The 19,111-nt window shown below is 72.0% G+C and carries 12 protein-coding genes and 1 pseudogene; 3 read left to right on the top strand and 10 right to left on the bottom strand.

Going from position 1 to position 19,111, the window contains the following annotated elements; translation table 11 throughout:
• Positions 1-19: 19 nt before the first annotated feature.
• Both APR04_RS04510 and APR04_RS04515 read right to left on the bottom strand, forming a co-directional pair.
• Positions 20-1,444, bottom strand: coding sequence for an Nramp family divalent metal transporter (locus APR04_RS04510; protein ID WP_253868206.1), 1,425 nt, complete (start codon positions 1,442-1,444; stop codon positions 20-22).
• A gap of 79 nt (positions 1,445-1,523) precedes the next feature.
• Positions 1,524-2,996, bottom strand: a complete 1,473-nt coding sequence (locus tag APR04_RS04515; protein ID WP_253868207.1) for a serine hydrolase domain-containing protein — start codon at positions 2,994-2,996, stop codon at positions 1,524-1,526.
• A gap of 92 nt (positions 2,997-3,088) precedes the next feature.
• Between APR04_RS04515 and APR04_RS04520 the strand changes: the two genes are divergently transcribed.
• Both APR04_RS04520 and APR04_RS04525 read left to right on the top strand, forming a co-directional pair.
• On the top strand, positions 3,089-3,976 hold the full coding sequence (locus tag APR04_RS04520; protein ID WP_253868208.1) for a tetratricopeptide repeat protein: 888 nt from the start codon (positions 3,089-3,091) through the stop codon (positions 3,974-3,976).
• A gap of 204 nt (positions 3,977-4,180) precedes the next feature.
• A complete protein-coding gene (locus APR04_RS04525; RefSeq protein ID WP_253868209.1) occupies positions 4,181-5,488 on the top strand; it encodes a DUF4241 domain-containing protein in 1,308 nt (435 codons plus the stop codon).
• A gap of 116 nt (positions 5,489-5,604) precedes the next feature.
• Here APR04_RS04525 and APR04_RS04530 read toward each other — a convergent pair whose 3' ends face one another.
• Together APR04_RS04530 and APR04_RS04535 are read right to left on the bottom strand one after the other, a co-directional pair.
• A complete protein-coding gene (locus tag APR04_RS04530) occupies positions 5,605-6,123 on the bottom strand; it encodes a DUF1877 family protein (RefSeq protein ID WP_253868210.1) in 519 nt (172 codons plus the stop codon).
• A 333-nt stretch (positions 6,124-6,456) separates the two neighbouring features.
• A complete protein-coding gene (locus APR04_RS04535; protein ID WP_253868211.1) occupies positions 6,457-7,647 on the bottom strand; it encodes a transposase in 1,191 nt (396 codons plus the stop codon).
• A 148-nt stretch (positions 7,648-7,795) separates the two neighbouring features.
• Between APR04_RS04535 and APR04_RS04540 the strand changes: the two are divergent.
• Positions 7,796-7,936, top strand: a pseudogene (locus tag APR04_RS04540) (IS5/IS1182 family transposase); the annotation flags it as partial.
• 205 nt (positions 7,937-8,141) lie between these two features.
• Here APR04_RS04540 and APR04_RS31425 read toward each other — a convergent pair.
• The 6 genes from APR04_RS31425 to recC are packed head-to-tail and all read right to left on the bottom strand — an operon-like array spanning position 8,142 to position 18,891.
• Positions 8,142-8,621, bottom strand: a complete 480-nt coding sequence (locus APR04_RS31425; RefSeq protein WP_504967642.1) for a hypothetical protein — start codon at positions 8,619-8,621, stop codon at positions 8,142-8,144.
• A gap of 10 nt (positions 8,622-8,631) precedes the next feature.
• Positions 8,632-9,681: a hypothetical protein gene (locus APR04_RS04545; RefSeq protein WP_253868212.1), complete on the bottom strand. Its 1,050-nt coding sequence runs from the start codon at positions 9,679-9,681 to the stop codon at positions 8,632-8,634.
• Positions 9,633-10,286 (bottom strand): hypothetical protein, encoded by a 654-nt coding sequence (locus APR04_RS04550; RefSeq protein ID WP_253868213.1) that lies wholly within the window; start codon positions 10,284-10,286, stop codon positions 9,633-9,635. Before APR04_RS04550 ends, APR04_RS04545 begins: the two co-directional genes overlap by 49 nt.
• A 36-nt stretch (positions 10,287-10,322) precedes the next feature.
• Positions 10,323-12,149, bottom strand: a complete 1,827-nt coding sequence (recD, locus tag APR04_RS04555; protein ID WP_253868214.1) for an exodeoxyribonuclease V subunit alpha — start codon at positions 12,147-12,149, stop codon at positions 10,323-10,325.
• Positions 12,146-15,529, bottom strand: coding sequence for a UvrD-helicase domain-containing protein (locus tag APR04_RS04560; RefSeq protein WP_253868215.1), 3,384 nt, complete (start codon positions 15,527-15,529; stop codon positions 12,146-12,148). Before APR04_RS04560 ends, recD begins: the two co-directional genes overlap by 4 nt.
• Positions 15,529-18,891, bottom strand: coding sequence for an exodeoxyribonuclease V subunit gamma (gene recC, locus APR04_RS04565; protein WP_253868216.1), 3,363 nt, complete (start codon positions 18,889-18,891; stop codon positions 15,529-15,531). Before recC ends, APR04_RS04560 begins: the two co-directional genes overlap by 1 nt.
• Positions 18,892-19,111 lie beyond the last annotated feature (220 nt).

Consider the following 19,111-nt stretch of genomic DNA (forward strand, 5'->3'; position numbering starts at 1 on the left):
TGTCGTCTGCACGGCAGTATCAGCCGGCCGCCGTGGTGACGACGGAGTAGATCCCGAGCGCCATGATGGCGACAGCACTGACGACGAGCGCGACGTGGATGAAACGTCCTCCGCGCAGCTCCGGCTCGATGCGGCTGCGCAGGTAGAGCGCGGAGACCGCGACCGCGGCGAGGAAGATGCCGCCCGCGATGCCGCCGATCATGATCATCACCAGCGGCGAGTTGATCCAGAGGAAGGTCAGCAGCCACACGGTCGGCAGGGCGGCGATGAACACCCGCATCCACCGGTTGCGCGCGCGGCTGTCGGACCAGTCGAAGACGCCGACGATGGACAGCGCGTTGGCCCAGGACCGCGACCACGACGGGATCGCCGCCCAGATCGTCGACCCGAGGGCCGCCAGCGCGCCGATCAGGAACACGATCCGGCCGGTCTCGCCGAAGACGCCCGCGAAGGTCTCGGACAGCGTCAGGATCATCTCGTTGCCCTCGGGGAACAGCCCCTGCGGGTGCAGGACCGCTGCCCCGAGGACGTAGAACGCCGCGGTCGAGACCGTGTAGATGACCCAGGAGACCAGCGCGTCCTTCTGCATGACGGCGATCCAGCCGCGAGCACGACGCCGGTACCCCTCGGAGCCGTCGTTCGGTCCGGACCACCGGGCGTACCCCTTCTCGAGGCACCAGTAGGTGTAGGCGGTGATCTCCTCCGACGCGACACCGGTCAGGCCGAACATCGTCAGGGCGATGCCGACGGCACCGATGGGCAGCTGGAGGCTGAGCCCGGAACCCAGGTCGCCCGCGGAGTAGGCGAAGTCGCTGAACGGCAGCGCGACGACCACGAGGACCGTGACGACCACGAACGCCATGGTCAGGAAGGTGGCGACGTTCTCGATCAGCCCGTAGCGGTTCGCGATCAGGCTCGCGATCGCGATCACCGTCACGACGACCGCCCAGATCGCCATGGCGGCCGGCGAGAGCGGCCCGAGACCGAGGGGCAGGAGGATCGACAGGCCCGCGGCCATGCCGCCGATCAGGCCTCCGGTCTGGATCAGCTTGCTGATCGCCATCAGCGCCCACATGAGGAAGACCCAGCTGACCCGGCCGATCCGCGGCGGGACGCGGTTGTAGGCCTCCATGCCGCCCTCGCCGGTGACGATGGAGTAGCGCGCCATCTCCATCTGGACGGCCACCTTGACGATGGTCGAGACGAACACCAGCCAGAGCAGCACGAAGCCCGCCTGGGCGCCGAGCGAGGTCGCGGTGATGAGCTCGCCCGCGCCGACGACGGAGGCGGAGACGATCAGGCCGGGCCCGAAGAACTTCGAGGAGGCACGCCAGCCGACGGGCGGCTCCTTCACCGCCGCGGCGTCCAGGGCGTACGGATCGCCGCTGACGAAGCGCTCGGGGGGTGTGTTCTCGACGTCGGAGTGAGGGGTGGGTGCGGTCAACGGTGACTCCTGGTCGTGACGGGGCGCTCCGGTGCGCCGAGGGTGCCCAGCACCTTACCCCCGGATCACCCCCGGATTTTCACCCGCGATGGTGCGGGTTAACGGAGCGACCCGCAGGCCGCGTACGCCGCCATCGCGCGGTGCGCACCGCGATGAGCAGGACGCCCACCGCCCCGGCGACCAGCACGAGCGTCGTCGCGGCAGGCCACAGCCCGAACGCGTCCACGGGCGTGGCCGGGTTGTCGCGGCCTGCCGTCAGCCCGAGGAAGAGGACCGCTGCCAGGACCGGCATGATGGCCTGCGGGAGCTGGCGCAGCGCGAACCGCCACACCGGGAAGCCCGCCCGGGAGCCCGCCCACTGCCGGCTCCGCAGGACGCCGCGAGCTCCGAGCCCGATCACGAGCACGGTGAGCCCGGCCAGGGTCAGGTCGATGATCGTCGCGGTCGGAGCCCCCGGATCGGGTGTCCGCCCCTCGGTGAGCTCGATGAGGCCGGTGCTGATCTCGAACGGGTGCTGGAACGTCGGCGTATAGCTGTCGAGCAGGACCACCACGCCGTACCCGCTCGACGGCACGAGATCGACGCGCGCGCTCCACCGGGTCAGGGAACCGTCGTGCCCCACCCGCGGCGGCTCGGCGGTAGACGTGTGCTGCCAGCCGAGCCCGTACGTCCCTGCGTTCGGCTGCACCGTGTGGGACTCCTTCACGAGCTCGGCCGAGAGCAGCCGATCCCCCTGCTCGGTGGTCCCGCCGCGCTGCTGCATCCCCAGCCAGCGGGTCATGTCGCGCGCGGTGCTGACCACTCCCCCGGAGCCGACGACGCTGCCGGCCATCTCGGGGATCCGCAGGCTCGTCCCGTAGGCGGTCACATGGCCCTCGTCGAAGACCTCCGAGCCACCGGAGGTGACGAACCCGCGGGTGTCGTGCATGCCGAGCGGGGCGAAGACCTCGTCGTGCAGGTAGGCGTCGAACGCCTCTCCCGACACGATCTCGACCAGGTACGCCAGGGTCCAGTAGTTCAGGTTGCTGTACCGGTAGGTGGCGCCCGGGGACGACGCGACCGTCAGCTGCGCGATGTGCCCGACGTCGTACGCCAGGTCGCCGGTGGCGGGCACGATCATCGGGTTCGGCAGGCCGGAGGTGTGGTCGAGCAGCATCCGCACGGTGATGTCGCCGGGATCGACCCCACCCACGGAGAACGACGGCAGGTAGTCCGTGACGGGCCCGTCCAGCTCCACCAGGTCGCGGTCCACGAGCTGGAGGACGGCGAAGGCGGTGATGGACTTGGACACCGAGGCGACGGGCATCGGGGTGTCGGCCGAGACACCGCCCGCGCCGCCGACCGTCACCGCCTCGCCGTCCTTGACCACCGCGTAGGCGGCCCCGGGCAGGCCGTGGCGGTCGACGTAGTCACCGACGTACGCGGCCGCCGGTTTGTCGAGGGCGGGGGCGTCGGTACTGGCGCGAGCGGGCGTCGACCAGGCCGTGACCAGCAGGGAGACCCCGAGCACGGCGAGCAGACGGCGGATCCATGGCGAAGAGATGCGGTGCACGGGCTTAACTTACGGTGACGGGCTCAGGGGGCCGTGCTGGGCTGGGCCGAACGGGTCGAGCCAGCGTTACATCGTCGGGCAGAATCGCGGCCATGACCGAGGCGAACGAGATGATCGACGTCAGGCCAGGCTGGCACATCGACCCCGACACGCTCGTCCCCGTGCTCGACGACGAGGCCGGGTTTCGGCAGGCCCATGCCGATGACCCGGCGGTCGAGGTGCTGATAGAACTCTGGTCGGGGCAGCCCGGCCGGGCGGCCGAGCTGCTCGAACCGCTCGTGTCCGACGACCCGACCTGGCGGCTGCGAGCACTTGCGGCGGACGTGATCGGCGCCCGGGGAAATCCGGCGGCGGCGATCACCGTCCTGGAGCAACTCGTCGAACAGCACCGGTACCAGCCGCCCGAGGGGATCCTCGCCCAGCATCTCGGGCTGGCCCACTACGCCGCCGCTGCCTTCCCCGCCGCCGCGTCGTGGTTCCGGCGGGCCCTGGACCTGAGCACCGAGCCCGGCGCGGACTCCGCCCTAGCCGGGTCGGGGCAGTTTCTGGATCGCGCCCTGGAGCGGGTTCCCGAGACCATCTCGCACACCCGCGCCTGGAGCTGGGGCGTCGCGTTCCTGTACGACCCGGTCCACGGCGACGTCGTCGACGTCGACCCTGACGTGCCGGTGACGACCACCCCGACAGGCCTGGACGTCATGGTGCGGCATGCGCAGGAATACGACTGGGCGAACGGACAGGAAGGTCCCGCCGTCACGACCATGCACATCGCACGACCCGACAAGGACACCACGCCGCACCGCGCGGTCGTCGTCGAGGCAACGCTCGAGACCCCGACCCGTTCACTCAGCATCGGTGACGCCGAGGGCCAGATCCTCGTACCGGTGCCAGCGGCACACACCCGGGTGGTCATCAGCCATGGCGACGCCGAATGGTGCTCCCCTGACCAGGTCTGGATCGACCTGTACGCCGGTACCTGAACAACCCCTCTGGGAAGCGCGACGCCGACCTGTGGCTATGGGGACCTGGGGGCACCGCGGACCGGTACGACGTCCGTTCTCAGCCAGCGCCGCGGTTCGAGCCCGGCGCCATGGTCGCCACCGGTCGCCCGAGTTGCACAGTTCCGACCCATGAAAATGAGCGGCGGTCACGGCTGAGGACGATCGTGGTCATGTGTTCGGTCCTTGTCGGCACCTTTCGTGCTGGCGGCCGTACTCCCTGCCGTCAGCGACGCCGCCCGCGCCAGGTTCGGTTGGAGCAATGCCGGGGCACCCGGCCAGAACCCGTCGCACCCGGTCTTCCCGGAGATTCCTGATTCGCCCGGTGGGGAGCCCTGCGCAGCAGAGCGGCGTCCGGTGCCCACGGGGCTGGCCGCGACATACGCGCTGGGCTGGGACGACGGTCTGGTCGGCACCCTAAACCCTGCGCAGGCGCGCGATCGGGACACGGCCGGGCTCCCCTACGTGGCCGTGCTGCACACGAAGGGAGACGCACGGGGCGTGATCCGCGTCGCCTGGGACGAGCGCCGTGCGGAGGTCGACGTGCTCGACGACGCGGGCCACGTCACCTCCAGGGACGCGTTCCGGGTCGACGACGAGTCGCTCTTCCTGCTGCCCCACACCGACGGTGAGCCGATCACGGGCACGACCTCCGAGGAGCACATGGTGCGGACGGTGGCCTACGGGCGGGACGGTCGAGCGGCCTGCGTTCTGGACTACGGGGGCTCGTTCCAGACGCCCGACGATATCTCCCGGCCGCGTGCTGACCGTCCCGACTTCGGCTCCTGGCACGACGTGCTCGCCATCGCAGGTATCAAGGGCGCGGACCTGTCCGGCACGGTCGGAACACCTACGCTCCCGAACAATGACGACGGCGTCCCGTGGGCACCGGGTCATCCGCTGCGCCCCGGTGACCTGGAGGCGATGTTCACGCCGGGTGCGCGTGCCCGGGAGTCCGGCGACCCCGTGGAGATCGAGCTGGTCGACGCCGGCAAGCTCCGGCTCCCCTCCGTCCGGCTCCTGGCCACCGACCCGGACTACCTGACGCAGGAGCTCCCCGCCTGGGAAGGAGCGCTGACGGCGCGGGTCGCACCGGGCACCTACCCCGTGGAGCTGAGCATCGCCCAGAACCTGGCAAACGACTGGGAGACGGTCGCGGGCGCCCGCATCGTCGTGTCCGACGAGCCCGTCGAGTCCTGGGAGCTCGGACTGCGCAAGGACCAGCACGAGATCGACCTCGACGACGGGGAGTTCTACGGGGTCAGCGTCGACACGGGCACTGCGTCGTTCACCGATGTCGAGGCGATCCCCGCCGTGGCGGAACCTGCCCGGGAGGTCTCGGCCGCCCTGGAGGGCTGGCACGGAACCGTCGACGACGGCGGTCTGGTGATGTGGCACGCCGGATACGGCGACGGGTCATACCCCGTGCGGGTGGGACGTGACCGCGACGGCGCGGTAACGGCCTTCGTCGCCGACATGCTGATCCTCGACTGACCGGGCGAGACGACGGTGGCCCTTTTCACCAGCAGCCCTTGCCTCTGTAACAGAGTGCCAGTTCCGAAATAGTCCGGACCAACCGACGACCGGAATCTCTCCGAGGCGCACCTCAGCTACAAGTGCCCGTAGAGACGTTTTGCCACGCAGAATCCCTCCTCAACTCTGATGGCATTATAGAATCCCTGAAGGGCACTCAGCCCGTCGCGCATGGACTCCAAGACACGGCCAGGGACCGCTTCCACAAATTCGCGCATTGAGTCATTCGGGTAAGAGTGCTCAAACTGGCCGACCACCTGCTCGCCGTTACGCACGCTCAACTGTTCGAATGTTACGCCGCTTAGCTCCTCGCGGACCATAACCACCTCCCGTGATTTGAGCAGCATAAGAAGTTGCATCGGCTCATTGAGCGCAATTGTCTTGCCACCAAGGATGGCATTTCCGAGCGGAGGAAACGTCGAATACTGGTCACCAGTAAGGAAGAGATTCAGTGTCGGCCATGAACTGGCGAAACCACGCGACAAGCGTTCCGACACGCCGTCTCTCACGGAGGCGAGTATCGGCTCCAACACTGCGACTCCGCCCGACATTTCACTTCCACTGACCTCAACAAGGCACAACTCCGCATTCATCATGCTCGAACTCCCTTCCAGAAGCTAGAGAACCCATACACCTTTTGATCGCCCACGAGGAGCACACAAAGACCATGGGCAGGAATCGTCAGCCGTCGGATTGGCGCATCGACACTCTCGCACCGGATGTGATCCAAAACGGACCGTGCGTCCGCCCGAGCGATTGATTCAATGACAGAGAGGACCGGCGGTGCCGCTACCCGAAGAGTGGGGAACGGAGAACGTGACCTACAGTGCCAGTCGAGATCGCGATCCGCGAATGCCGTAGCAACAAGTCACAGTCCGCCTCTTCTCAGGTTTCATACCGCCCCCTGCAACGGTCTGCTACGCGAGTCGTTACGCGCTTTCCGGATCATGAATCGTCACTCCTGGGACCACCGCCGGACTTATCCGTCCAACGCTCGCAATCCAATCGTCCCAAGCAGCAGGGTCCGTGGGCTGACCATCAGCCTCAAGCGCTGTGTCCCCTTCCACCCCACCTGCTTTTCCTGCTGTGTGAGCTTCCCGCTCGCCGCGGGCGGTGATCGGGACCCGGCGGGCGACCAGCCGCAGCCCGGTCGGCCACCCGTTCTTGGTGATCCGCCCGTTCAGACCGGTCAGCTCGGCCACGTCGCCGTACTGGTCGAACCCGCCCTCGGGCAGCTTCTGGCTACGGATCGTGCCGTCCTGGTCGAGGTAGGGCTCCCACGCTGTCTCGGGCAGCGCGGCGATGGCGTCCTCGTCGGCCCGTGTGATCGCCCACCCGATCGTGAAGACGACCTGACGGCGGGTGGTGTTCAAGCCGATCAGGTGCTCCACGCTCTCGTGCGACGCGCCGGCGCCGTCGATCCGCACCAGCACACGGGAGTAGCCGCCGGTATCGGGCAGCTGGGCGAACGCTTCGTCCAGCACGAGGACGTGGTCGGCGGCGGTATCCGACCCGGCGTTCCCGTTCCTCAGCAGGCATCGCAGGTTCTCCCCGGTGTTCGTGCACCCCGTCAGCAGCGGATGATGACCGTACCCGCCCTTGAAGTGCCCGGCCGCGCCCTCCTTGTCGGAGTGGGCCTCGACGATCGTGGCGTCCACGTCCACCAGCACCCACCCCACCAACGGTTTGCCCGTCACGGTCACCGTCGGGAAACCCTGGGTGCGGGCGGCGAGCATCGCCCAGACCTTCTTGCGTGCACGAGCCCGCTCCCGCGCGACCCGGACCGCGACCCGGACCGCGACGCGGTCACCACCCATCTCCTGCAACGTGCGCCACACCGTCGTGCCCGACCCCGTGATCCCGAACGTGTCGCGGTGATGGGCCAGCAGTGCCTCGACCTGGGAAAAGTTCGTCGCCCCACCCACGATCACCACCGCGGCAGCCGAGACCACGACCCCGCGGTCGAGCTTGTCGCCCCGACCCGCACGGAACGCGTTGGCCAGACCCGTGGTCAGGCCCGCGATATCGGCCATCTTGCGCGGCAGGACCAGCCCCGCATACCCGACCAGGCCCCGCCCGTCGGCGGCGACTTCCAGACCCGTGTCCCAAGAGATAGTCATACCCACCGAAAAGGTGCTCCGTCCCTGCAGTGAAGATGCGATCTCGACAATCACATCCTCCCCAGTCAGAGCACCTTTTCCCTACCTTGACCCCTCACACAGCCGAATATCCGAGGTCAGCCGCAGCGCGATGATCAACGCGCTATGCGCCCCGGCCGACCGCGCCAACGCGCTACTGAAGGCCACCTGGCCCGCACTACGCCGCGTCACCCTCGACTCCTGGCGCATCACCGAGATCACCGCTGCCGCCCTCGTCCTGCTCCACCTTCAACGACCCATCACCGAATGAGGCGAGAAAACCTCAGTCTCTCGCGTGTCCACTACTCGGGGGGAACTCCCGCCGCCTGACTGGCTAAGCGGTATTGCGGTCGTGCCTCGGGTGGCAACTCAGGGTCGGGTAGCCGGGAGGGGTCTCACCTCCCGGCTACCCGACCCTGCGGCGGACTCAGACCGCAACTACACCCTCAATCCGGATGAGCCGCGAATGATCGAGGCTAGGGAATCGGCGAATCCGCGACGACCCGGACGATTTCCGCCACATACGGCCTTAGCGCCTGGCCGCAAGCCGGACAAGATTTCACCCACCTATGCGCACGCAATCTCTCGGGCGTCACAAACGGATTTCCCGTGTCAGGAACCGCAACTCGAATCTTGAGCCCACAGGACCCGCACCGTGCCCACCGGCACTCAACGACTAGTGCCCGCCCCAGGCGTTCTCCGATCTCACCACCCCCGCGAATAGAATTGTCTAGCCCGTCGAGATCTGTACCGTCAGACCAGTGAAGGAACGAATAGACGCCCGCAGCAGATCCACTGCGCGCCCAGAGCAGGGCTCTTCGCATTCTTGGATGGGCGGAAAGGTCGTTGTCATCGTCGCGATCAAATTGCGGAAGATCTTCACCGCCTTCAATCCGGTCCAGCGAAGTCAAATACCATACCTCACGGCCGTCAAGAATCGCCAGGTAGCCCGTCATGCAACACTCCTCAGACAGCGACCGCCCCGAAGGCGTTTCGGATGAGACTCTCTGCCTCAGCTGCGCCTTCGAGCGTTTGTTCAATCAGTTCGGACCGTGCAACCTGTCCAACAAATACCTCACCACCCTCACCAGCAAAGTACTCGGCTGTTTCGCGGGAAGTCGTTACCGAGACGAGAGACCTCGCACCGAACTCCGCCATCTCTGTGCCGAATGCCCCATGTGCCTGAGCGTAGGGCGGCACCTCGGTCGCCCAGTCCGTGTGCGCCTGGTCGAAGTAGAGCCCCAGATCGGCGTCCGTCACCGTCGAGCCGGCCGGGACCACGTCGTCCAGCTGCGGGAACTCCAGCATCGCCCGCGCCAGACCTCCCCCGGTACGGCCCACCGACAGGCGACTGCTCGTGTAGTACTCCGTGGTCGGCGCCTCCGACAGGATCATCGTGTCCTTCGAGAAGTTCCCCGTCGGCGAGATGATGATCGTCGGGTCCACCGTCACCGGCCACACCCGCGCCTCGTCGGTGAGCCAGTCCAGGTCCGGCGTCACGGTCAGCGTCCAGGCACCGTTGCCCGACCGCTCCAGCTCGTAGGCAACATCCCGGGACACGGCAGCGCCCTGGTCGTCCGGCGCGGACAGCTTGCCGCCCTCGGTGGTCTCCGCCTCGCGCGAGTCCCACATCACACCCGCCGGGATCGACACGGCAGGCTCCGGCTCCAGCTCCCCGTAGAACCCGATCGACCCGTCCTTCTCGAGGCGCGGGGTCAGGCCATCGAGGTCGGACAGCGTGAACACGTACTCCACCGGGCCCGCGTCCTCGTCCGGCGCCTCGGCGAGGATGATCGACTCCTTCACCCGCCCCGGAAGCACCTCGTACGACAGATCCGCCCCGTCCAGCGCCGCCACGTCCTCGTGCGTCACCGTGTCACCGTCGACCCGAGGCAAGGACAGCTCCCCCTTCGCGGCGTCGGGCAGCCCGACCGTCACACCACGCCCTGCGGCATCCTCCGCCCGGACTACCCGGTCCGAGCTCTGGCCGAACCAGGCCCGCGCCGTGTTCGCCACGCTCGCATGCGACCAACCCTGCGATGACGCGGCCTTGCCCGACTTCGAGGACAAACCCTTGGCATCAGCGGCCGCCACCGCTTGCCTGTCGCTGCAACGGTCGTGTCGATCTCCACCAGGCCGTCCCGCGCGGTCTCGTAGAACAACGGCTCACCAGCCACCTCTACCTGCCGCTGACCGTCATCCAGCAGGAACGTCCTGGTGTTCGCCGTCCGCTTGCCCTTCAGCTCCCGCACCCGCTCGCCCGGCTCAGCCGGCGTGGCCGCCTCCGGTCCTACCGGATGCTCCTCCGGTGCCAGCTCCGCATCCGCCGGGACCGGATCCGCCTCGGGGGCATCGTCGCCACCGAACAGGTCCGTGAACCAGTTGCCGCCCTCGTCCTCGATCGCAGCCGGCGGGGCGGCGGCCGCCGCGGCAGCCGCACGGTCCGCCTCCGACAGCGCGCCCTCGCTCGCCGCAAAAACCGGCCCCGCGGGGACCAGATAGACGCCCACCAGAGCCGCCGCGGTGACCACGGCGGTCGCCGCCCGCGACCACCACCGCCCACCCGACATGGGCAACATCGTCGACACCGCGGCCGGGCCGGTCGTCATCCTGCGAGCCATCGAGATCCCCGGCCTCAGCCCGCCGACCGGCCCCGCTCAACCCCGCAACCGCTCCGCCAGCCCCGTCGCCCGCCGCGCCCGCCGGCCGACGGCCGCACGCACCGCGTCCGGCGTGCCGACGACCCGCACCCGGCGCCGCGCCCGCGTGACCGCCGTGTAGAACAGCTCGCGCGTCAGCAGCGGCGAGGTCTCGTCCGGCAGCAGGACCGTCACCGTCTCGGCCTGGCTGCCCTGGCTCTTGTGCACCGTCATGGCGTGCAGCGTCTCGACGTCGCCGAGCCGGGAGACCGCGAACGACGCGCCACCGCTGAGGTGGGCGCGCAGCTTCTCATCCTCGGCGAGCACCACGCCGGTGTCACCGTTGAACAGTCCGAGGCCGTAGTCGTTGGCCGTGATCAGCACCGGCCGCCCGGGGTACCACTCGGCACCGACCGCAGCGCCGAGGTAGGCGCCGGAGGCCTCACCGAGCCAGCGCTCGACCTGCCGGTTCCAGTGCGCCACACCCCACGGACCCTCGCGGTGCGCACACAGCAGCCGGTGCCGCTCGACCGCGGCGAGCGCCCCTGCCGCGTCGCCCGCCAGCGCCAGGCCGCGCACGTCGAGAGCGTGCCGCGTCAGCTCGTCCTGGAGGCCGGTGAGCCCGGCCTCGTCGTCGGGGTGCACGAGCTCCACGGCGCCGTCGCCCGCCATCAGGACCGCGAGCGCCGCTTCCGGGTCTCCGTGCTGGATCGCGGCGGCCAACCGGGTGATCGCGGCGCTCTCCGAGCGGTGGTCGGTGACCAGGGCCGCCACGACGTCGGCGTCGCGCTCCCCGAGCCCGCTGACGAGGTCCGCGAGGACGGCACCGGCCTCGACGGAGGCGAGCTGGTCGGGGTCGCCGACGAGCACGAGCCGCGCGTCGGGGCGTACGGCCTCCAGCAGCCTGGCCATGAGGGTGAGCGAGACCATGGACGTCTCGTCGACGACGACGACGTCGTGCGGCAGGCGGCCCACGCGGTCGTGCCGGAACCGGGTGCTCGACCCGGGCCGCCAGCCGAGCAGCCGGTGCAGCGTGCTTGCCTGGAGCCCGGCGAGCCGGCGCCGGTCGTCGGCGGTGAACTCCGGTCGCCCGGTTTCCGGGCGAGCCCCGAGCGAACCGGCCACCGCCTCCTGCAGGCGTGCGGCCGCTTTCCCGGTCGGCGCGGCGAGCGCGATGCGCAGGCGCCGTCCGCCGGTGTGCTCGGCCTGTTCGGCCAGCAGCGCGAGCAGGCCGGCCACCGTGGTCGTCTTGCCGCGGCCGGGGCCTCCGGTGAGCACGGTGGTCAGGCGACGCGCGGTGGACAGCGCCGCCACGCGCTGCTCGGCGTAGGCGTCCCCGGGGAACAGCCGCGCGGCGCTGTCCTCGAGCAGGGCGTCGTCGACCGCCGGGGCGGGCGCCGCCAGCCGGGCGACGACGTCGTCGCGCACCTGTTGCTCCTCGCGCCAGTACCGGTCGAGGTAGAGCAGGCCGAGGTCGGCCCGCACGACCGACCGCTCCGCGAGCGGACTGGCCGCGACCCGGTCGAGCCATCCGTCGGCCGCGGGCCAGGGCAGCGGGACGTCGCCAGTCCCGGCCCCGCCAGCCCCCACAGACCCGCCGTCGCCGAACCCGCCCAGGTCCACGCAGACCGACCCCTGCCGCACCGCGCGCACGGCGAGCGCGACGGCGAGCCGCACGGTCTCGTCGTCCTCGCCGACGACGTCCGCCGTGCGGCGCGCGACGTGGACATCGGCGGCCGTGAGCACGCCGGCCTCGTTGAAGGTGCGCAGCAGTCCCGTCGCGCCCAGCGCCCGGCGCGCGTCGTGCGGGTCGTCGCTGGTCCAGCGCTCGATCGCCGGGGTCATGCGGCGTCCTGACCCGCGACGCCGTCGAGCAGGTCGGAGAGCGCGACCAGGAGCGCAGCGGGCGTCCGCCACGAGAACACGCCGGCGGGGCTGCCGTCGGCGTCGGGGCTGTCCGGCCCCGCCATGCCGCGCACGAACAGGTAGAGCGCTCCGCCGAGGTGGGTGTCGGGGTCGTAGCCGGCCAGCCGCCAGCGCAGGTAGCGGTGCAGCGCCACGCCGTACAGGAGGGCCTGCAACGGGTAGTGCGAGTGCAGCATGGCCTCGGCCATGCGGGGCCGCGAGTAGTCGGCGACGGCGCGGCCGAGGAAGTTCGTCTTGTAGTCGACGACGAGGAACCGCCCGGTCGGCAGGCGCAGGACGGCGTCGATCGAGCCGGTGAGGTAGCCCCGCAGCGGCTGGTCGCCCAGGGCGGGCTGCCCGAGGCGGTCGGCGTAGGCGGCGAGCGGGTCGTCGGTAAGCAGGTGGGCGCGCAGCAGCGGGCCCAGGTCGCCCAGCCTCACCTCGGCCCGGCCGGCGCCGCCAGGTCGGCCGGGCCCGCGCAGGTCCCCGCCGCTCAGCGGCAGCTCGAACGTCAGCTCGCGCAGCCGGTCCGGCAGGCCGATCTCGCCGAGGGTCAGGCCGTCGGCCAGCGGTCCGAGCGGCGTGCGGTGCAGCGGCACGAGCCCGTCGGCGAGCGCCTCGGGGTCCGCCGGCACCGGCCACCAGCGCAGCTGTTCGGTGACGTGCCCCAGCAGCTCGCCGCGCAGGTCGGGGGCGAACGGATCGGCGTCCTCCAGGACCGCGTGCACCAGCGAACCGAAGGCTGCGCCCCTGGGCAGGTCGGCCATCGGCGACTCAGCGGCGTCGGGCGCGACGGACTCCTCGTCCTCGGCCTCAGGCGTGCCCGGCTCGTCGTCCGTTCCCGCGGCCTCTGGCTCGCTGCTCACGCCTGGCCCGTCGGCGGACGGCGCGCCGTCGGCGGGCTGGATGAGGCCGCTGTAGGACGTCCGGCGCCATGCCGTGTCGACGGCGCGGTCGAACGTGCGCGCCTCGAACGGCACGTGCCGGCTTGCGGGGGCGGGGGCCGACGCCGCCGCGGGCACCGCGAGCTCGGCCGCCGGGCCGCCCAGCTCCTCGAGCAGCCGCAGCACCCGCGTGACGTAGGCGTCGTCCTTGACCGGCTGCGTCCCAGGCACCTCCCGCGTGCCGGGGACGCGACCGAACACCAGACGGTGCAGGCCGCTGGTCGGGGTGCTCGACGTCGGCGCCCACCACGCCACGACCTGCGACCGCGCGCGGGTCAGGGCCACGTAGAGCTTGCGCAGCTCCTCGCCGTCCTCCTCGGCGCGGTGCCTGGCGCCGTGGGCGTCCCAGTGCGCGCCGGAGCCGGAGACGTCGATCGTCCGTGCGCCGCGCTCGTCGTGGTAGAGCGCGATCTCGACCGGGCGCGAGTAGTTGTCGTAGCCGAACGGCAGGTACACCACCGGGTACTGCAGCCCCTTGCTGCCGTGCACGGTGACGATCTGCACGGCCGCGGCGTCGGAGTCGAGGCGGCGGGGCCGCTCGGTGGTGCCGGTGCGCCGTCGCTCGTCGCGGAACCAGGCCACCAGGGCGGTCAGCCCGAGCGACTCGGTGACGCTCAGGTCGTGGAGCAGCTGCCCCAGGTGGCGGACGTCGGTCAGCAGGCGCTCCCCCTCGGTCTGGGCGAGGAGCCGGCCGCTCAGGCCGCGCTCCTCCGCGGCCTCCAGGAGCGCGGCGACGCCCCGGTGACGCGCCAGGAGCGCCCAGCCGTGCAGGGTGTCGGCGTCCCGGGCCGTCAGGTCCTCGCCGCCGGCGTCGAGGTCGGCGGCGGTGCGGCCGAGGAAGCACGTCAGGGCGGCTGCGCGCACCAGGCCGGAGCGGTGGGGTGACTCCAGCGCCTCCAGCAGCGTCAGCCACTCGTCGGCGGCGGGCGTGGCGAACACGTCGCCGCCGGACATCACGGCCGCGACGCCACGCTCGGCGAGCGTGTCCTGCACGAGCCGGCCGTGCGCCCGCGCCGAGACGAGGACGGCGACGTCGCCGGCCACCAGCGGGCGTCCGTCCCACGTCGCGCCCGCGGCGAGGAGCTCCGCGACGTCGGCGGCGAGGTCCGCCGCGACGTGCTGGCGCGCAGCGCCGACCTGGACCAGGCTGCCCTTGACCTTGGGCAGCCCGTCACGGAGCACCTGCCGCAGCCGGAACGGCGCGGGGTGGGGCGCGCCGGCCAGCCGGCTCCCGGCGCTCTCGGCCGTCACCGGGTGCACCACGATCTCGTCATGGCCGAGCGCGGCGCCCGCCAGCAGCACGCCGAGCGTGTCGACCAGCGGGGCGTCCGAGCGCCAGTTGGTGCCGAGCGTCGCGCGGGTGGTGGCGCCTCGGGCGGCATCGAGGTAGGCGACGACGTCGCCGCCGCGGAACGCGTAGATCGCCTGCTTCGGGTCGCCCACCAGCACCATGGCCTGCGCGCGCCCCTCCGGTTGCCCGGCCACCTCCGACTGCCTTGCCACCTCCGGCTGCCCCACGCCGAAGGCCCGCTCCAGCACCTGCCACTGCACCGGGTCGGTGTCCTGGAACTCGTCGACCAGCACGACCTTCCAGCGTTCGCGCATGCGCGCGCCGACGGCACTGCCGCCGTCGGCGGAGGCCGGGTCGAGGGCGTCGGCGAGCCGGCCGAGCAGGTCGTCGTAGGACAGGATCCCGAGACGTCGCTTGCGCCGCTCCATCTCCGTGCGCACCTCGTGCGCGAAGGCGACGCGGGCCGAGCCGACGGCGTCGGCCGGGTCGGCGTCGGCGAGCGTGGCGCGCGGATCCTCGACGGCGGCAGTGGCGACCCTGAGCGCGCAGGCCCGGTCGAACGGCGGCGGCTCTGTGGCGCTGCCGTACCGGAGCAGGTAGAGGTCGTCGACCACCTCGACGGTGAGCTCGGCCAGGGACTCGACCAGCTCGGCGCCGGGCTCGGTGTCCCCCGCGACGCCCAGCGAGCGCAGCACGAGCTGGCAGAACTGGTGGATCGTCGCGATGGTGGCGTGGTCGAACGCGGCCAACGCGTCGGCCAGCCGCCGGTGCCGGGCGACCCGCTCGGCGTCGTCGACGTCGAGCAGCGCAGCGAGGACGGCGTCCACCGGGCTGGTGTCGCGGCCCGCCAGGGCGGCGGCGAAGCTGCGCTCGGCTCCCAGCAGGGCGCCGCGGACGCGGTCGCGCAGCTCCTGGGTCGCGGCGCGGCCGAAAGTCACCACGAGCATCTGGTCGAGCGGTACGACGCCCTCGGCGACGTACCGGGTCACGAGCGCGCCGATGGCGTAGGTCTTCCCGGTGCCGGCGCTCGCCTCCAGCAGCGCGGTGCCCCGCGGCAGCGGCCCGGCAAGATCGAAGACGTCCATCAGTCGCTGAACCTCTCGTTCTCCAGCAGCGGGCTCCACACACGGACCGCCAGCGCGCCGAAGCGGGTCGTCTCCCCCGCCTGCTCCTCGCCCGGCCGCGGCGCCTCGCCGGTCGCGGGCAGCGGGGCGCCCGGCCCGTGGACGCGCACGTGCTCGGGGTCGGAGCCCTCGCCGTCGAACCGCCCGTCGGACCACCTCTGCCCGGCCCGGGACCGCGCGTCGGCGGGGTCGGAGCCGGTCCGGCGCGCGTCGGCGTAGGCCAGCGACGCCTTGACGGGCAGCGGCAAGGGCTCGGTCAGCCCGCGGTCGCGCAGCGCGACCAGGTCGCGCAGGAGGTCGACCGCCGTGTGGTCGAGCGGCCCCAGCCGCGAGCCCTGCCAGGTCTTCGGCGACCGCGGGTTCGCGGGCCGGCCGAGCGCGTAGGCGACCCAGGGGCGGTCGTCGTCCGACGCCGCGAGCGCCAGCAGCCGGACCCACGCCTGCAGGCGCTGTCGGCCGCCGAGCCTGCTGTACGACACCGCGATCGGCCGGTCGCCGTGCACCCCTGGCACGGTGCCGCGCAGGCTGCGCCCGTCGCCCAGGTCGACGTCGACGTCCACGGCTCGCGCGGGGCTGGCGCGCAGCCCTGCGGCGGCCTCGGCGAGCGGGCCCACCTCGTCGGCGATCCCGCGCAGGAGGCGCCAGCCCAGGCGGCCGGGCGGCAGCCGCCCGCGGCGCCACTCCTTCTGGACGGCGTCGGCGAGCGCGGCGCCGTCCAGCACGTCCCGCAGCACCCGCTCCCCCACGGCCCAGCGGTCCAGCCCGTCGAGCTCGACGGGCAGGCCGTCGTCGAGCGGCTCCTCCTCCCAGGCCCGGCCGACGTCGAGACGCTGGGTGAGGAACCCGCGCGCCGGCGAACGGTAGAAGGCAAGCAGGTCGTCGAGGGCGACGACACCGTCGCCCGGGCTCACGGGCTCGGGGAGCGGCTCGGCCAGGAACGGCCCCACCGGGGTCCGGCTGCCTGCCGCTGCGCGGGCTCCGGCCAGAGCGGCGCGGTCGAACGTGAAGGCCGACCCGGGCACGAGGGCGCCGGGTTCGACGGTGCGCCGGTCGAAGGGCTGGAGCGGGTGCCGGACCGTCACGGCCCGGGAGACCGGGTGCCCGTCCGGCGTGCGCGCGGTCTCGTCGAGCGCGTCGAGCAGCTCGCCGAGCGGCACCGCGGGCGGCCGCTCCTGGCCCGAGTACTCGTCCGCGCCGCTGTAGGTCACCACGAGGGTCTCGGTGGCGGCGAGGATCGCATCGAGGAACAGCTGCCGGTCCTCGCTGCGCGCGTCGCGCTCGCCGGTCCTCGGCTCGCGCGCCAGCACGTCGTCGCCGTCGGTGCTGCCGACGCGCGGGAACACGCCGTCGTCGAGCCCCAGGAGGGCGACGACACGGTGCGGTACCGACCGCATGGGCACGAGCGTGGCGACCGTCAGCGTGCCGGTGCGGAAGTTGGCGCGCGTGGGCCGGCCCGCCACCCGGTCGGCGAGCAGCGCGCGCACGTCCGGCAGCCGCAGGGTCACGGCCGGGTCGAGCGCGGCGCCACGCACCCGGGCGAGCTCGCGCCGCACCTGCGCGAGCTGCCACGCGTCGTTGGCCGACACGGCGGTGAGCGCCACGACGCCGTCCTCGAGCACGGTCAACCAGTGCTCGAGCGGATGCCCGCCGACGAGCGCGTCGGTGACGTCGCGCAGCCGCTCCACGAGCTCGGTCAGGCGGCCGACCAGCTCGACCTGCCCGCTCCCGACGTCGTCCAGCGGCAGCGTGCGTTCGAGCCAGGTCCCCGTGTCGTCCGACATCGCGACGCCCGCCAGGAGCCGGTCCACGCCCGCCTGCCAGGTGCCGGCGCCGTAGTCGGCGAGGCCGAAGTCGGCACGGTGCTCGGCGTCGAACCCCCACCGCACGCCGGTCTCGCGCGCCCAGTGCGCGAGCTGTTCGAGGTCGTCGTCGCGGAACCCGAAGCGGCGGCGCACGGGTTCGGCATGGGCCAGGTCCACGACGTCGCCGACCCCCGCCCGTCCGCCCGCGAGGTCCAGGAGGCGCGCCACGACGGCGAGCAGCGGGTTGGTCCGGTCCAGCGCGCGGTCGGCGAGGCGCACGCGCAGGTGGTGCGCGGGGTGGCCGTGCGGCCCGACGACGTCGGCGAGCCCGAACGCCGCGGTGACCAGGGGCGCGTACGTCTCGATGTCGGGGCACATGACGAGGACGTCGCGCGGCTCGAGCGTCGGGTCGTCGGCGAGCAGGCCGACCAGCACGTCGCGCAGCACCTCGACCTGCCGGACCGGGCCGTGGCAGGCGTGCACCTGGACCGAGCGGTCGGCCGGGTCCAGCAGGCGTGCGCCCGCGTCGCCGACGGCGTCGGCCCGCAGGTCGTGCTGCAGCATCCCGAGGAGGGTCGACGGGTGCGGGTCGTCGTGGTCGGCGGGCGGCTCGTCCCGCAGGTCGATCGCGGACAGGGTGCGCTGGAGCTCGCGCGTGTCGCGGCCGAGCGTGGCCAGGAGCCGGTGCCCGACGCGTTCGTGGGAGCGGTCGGCGGCCCGGTCGACGGGCCCGCCGAGGTCCTTGAGCGCCGACCAGAGCGCGGCCGAGGGGTGCGGCAGCCACAGGTGCACGTCGCGGTGCGCGCCGAGCGCGCCGACCAGCTCGACCTCGCTGGAGGCCAGGCGCGTGTGACCGAACAGGGACAGGCGCGCGGGCAGGTCGAAGGCGTCCGGTTCTGCGCCCAGCCGCTCGACGACGGCGGCCTGCCGCACGTGCGGCGGTGCGGCGTCGACCTGCTCGGTCAGAGCCCGCCACAGCGGCGGCTGCCACGCGAGATCGGCGGGTACCGGGCGCCCGCTCCCGTCGGTGTCGCGGCCCGCGGTCCAGTCGGCGACCAGCGCCGGCCGCTGGGTCGCGTAGCCGGCGAAGAGGCGCGCCAGCCGGCGGGCGACGGCGAGCCGGCGGCCCCGACGCAGGTCGCCCTCCTCCCCCGGTATGCCGTGGCCAAGGTGCTGGGCGAGCAGCGCTGCCCACGGCTCGTCGAGGCTCTGGTCGATCGCCGTCAGCAACGGCCAGGTCAGGGCCTCCGGTGCCCACGGGTCGTCGTCGCGGGTGCCCGTGACCTCGGCGAACAGCGACCCCGGCGAGCGCAGGTCCACGCCGGCGCACACCCCGTCGTCGCGCCCGGTGGCGGCACCGAGCCGGTGGCTGAGGCGCTGCGCGAGCCAGCGCTCGACGCCGCGGGCCGGGACGACGACGACCTCGGTCGCGAAGGGGTCCGCCAGGGGCACGGCCAGCAGGTCCCCCAGCCCCTGCACGAGCAGGTCCGTGCGCGACGCAGTGTGGAGGACGACTGGCATGGCGCCAACGTATCGCGCACGGTTGCCGACCACGCGGCGATCACGCCGCCGCGCCGCTCCACGCCCTGGACCCGAGCTTCATCCTGTACTGAGCCCGGCCAGGATGATTGGCTCCAGGTACGAAGACCCGCCACACCGAACTTAGGGGCCTGTAGTGGTCGATGGTAAGCCGCGTTCGTTCGGAGCTCGGATGGCTCTAGGAGTTGTTCTCCCGCTCGCA

This window comes from Promicromonospora umidemergens, assembly GCF_024171995.1.
GTDB lineage: Bacteria > Actinomycetota > Actinomycetes > Actinomycetales > Cellulomonadaceae > Promicromonospora > Promicromonospora umidemergens.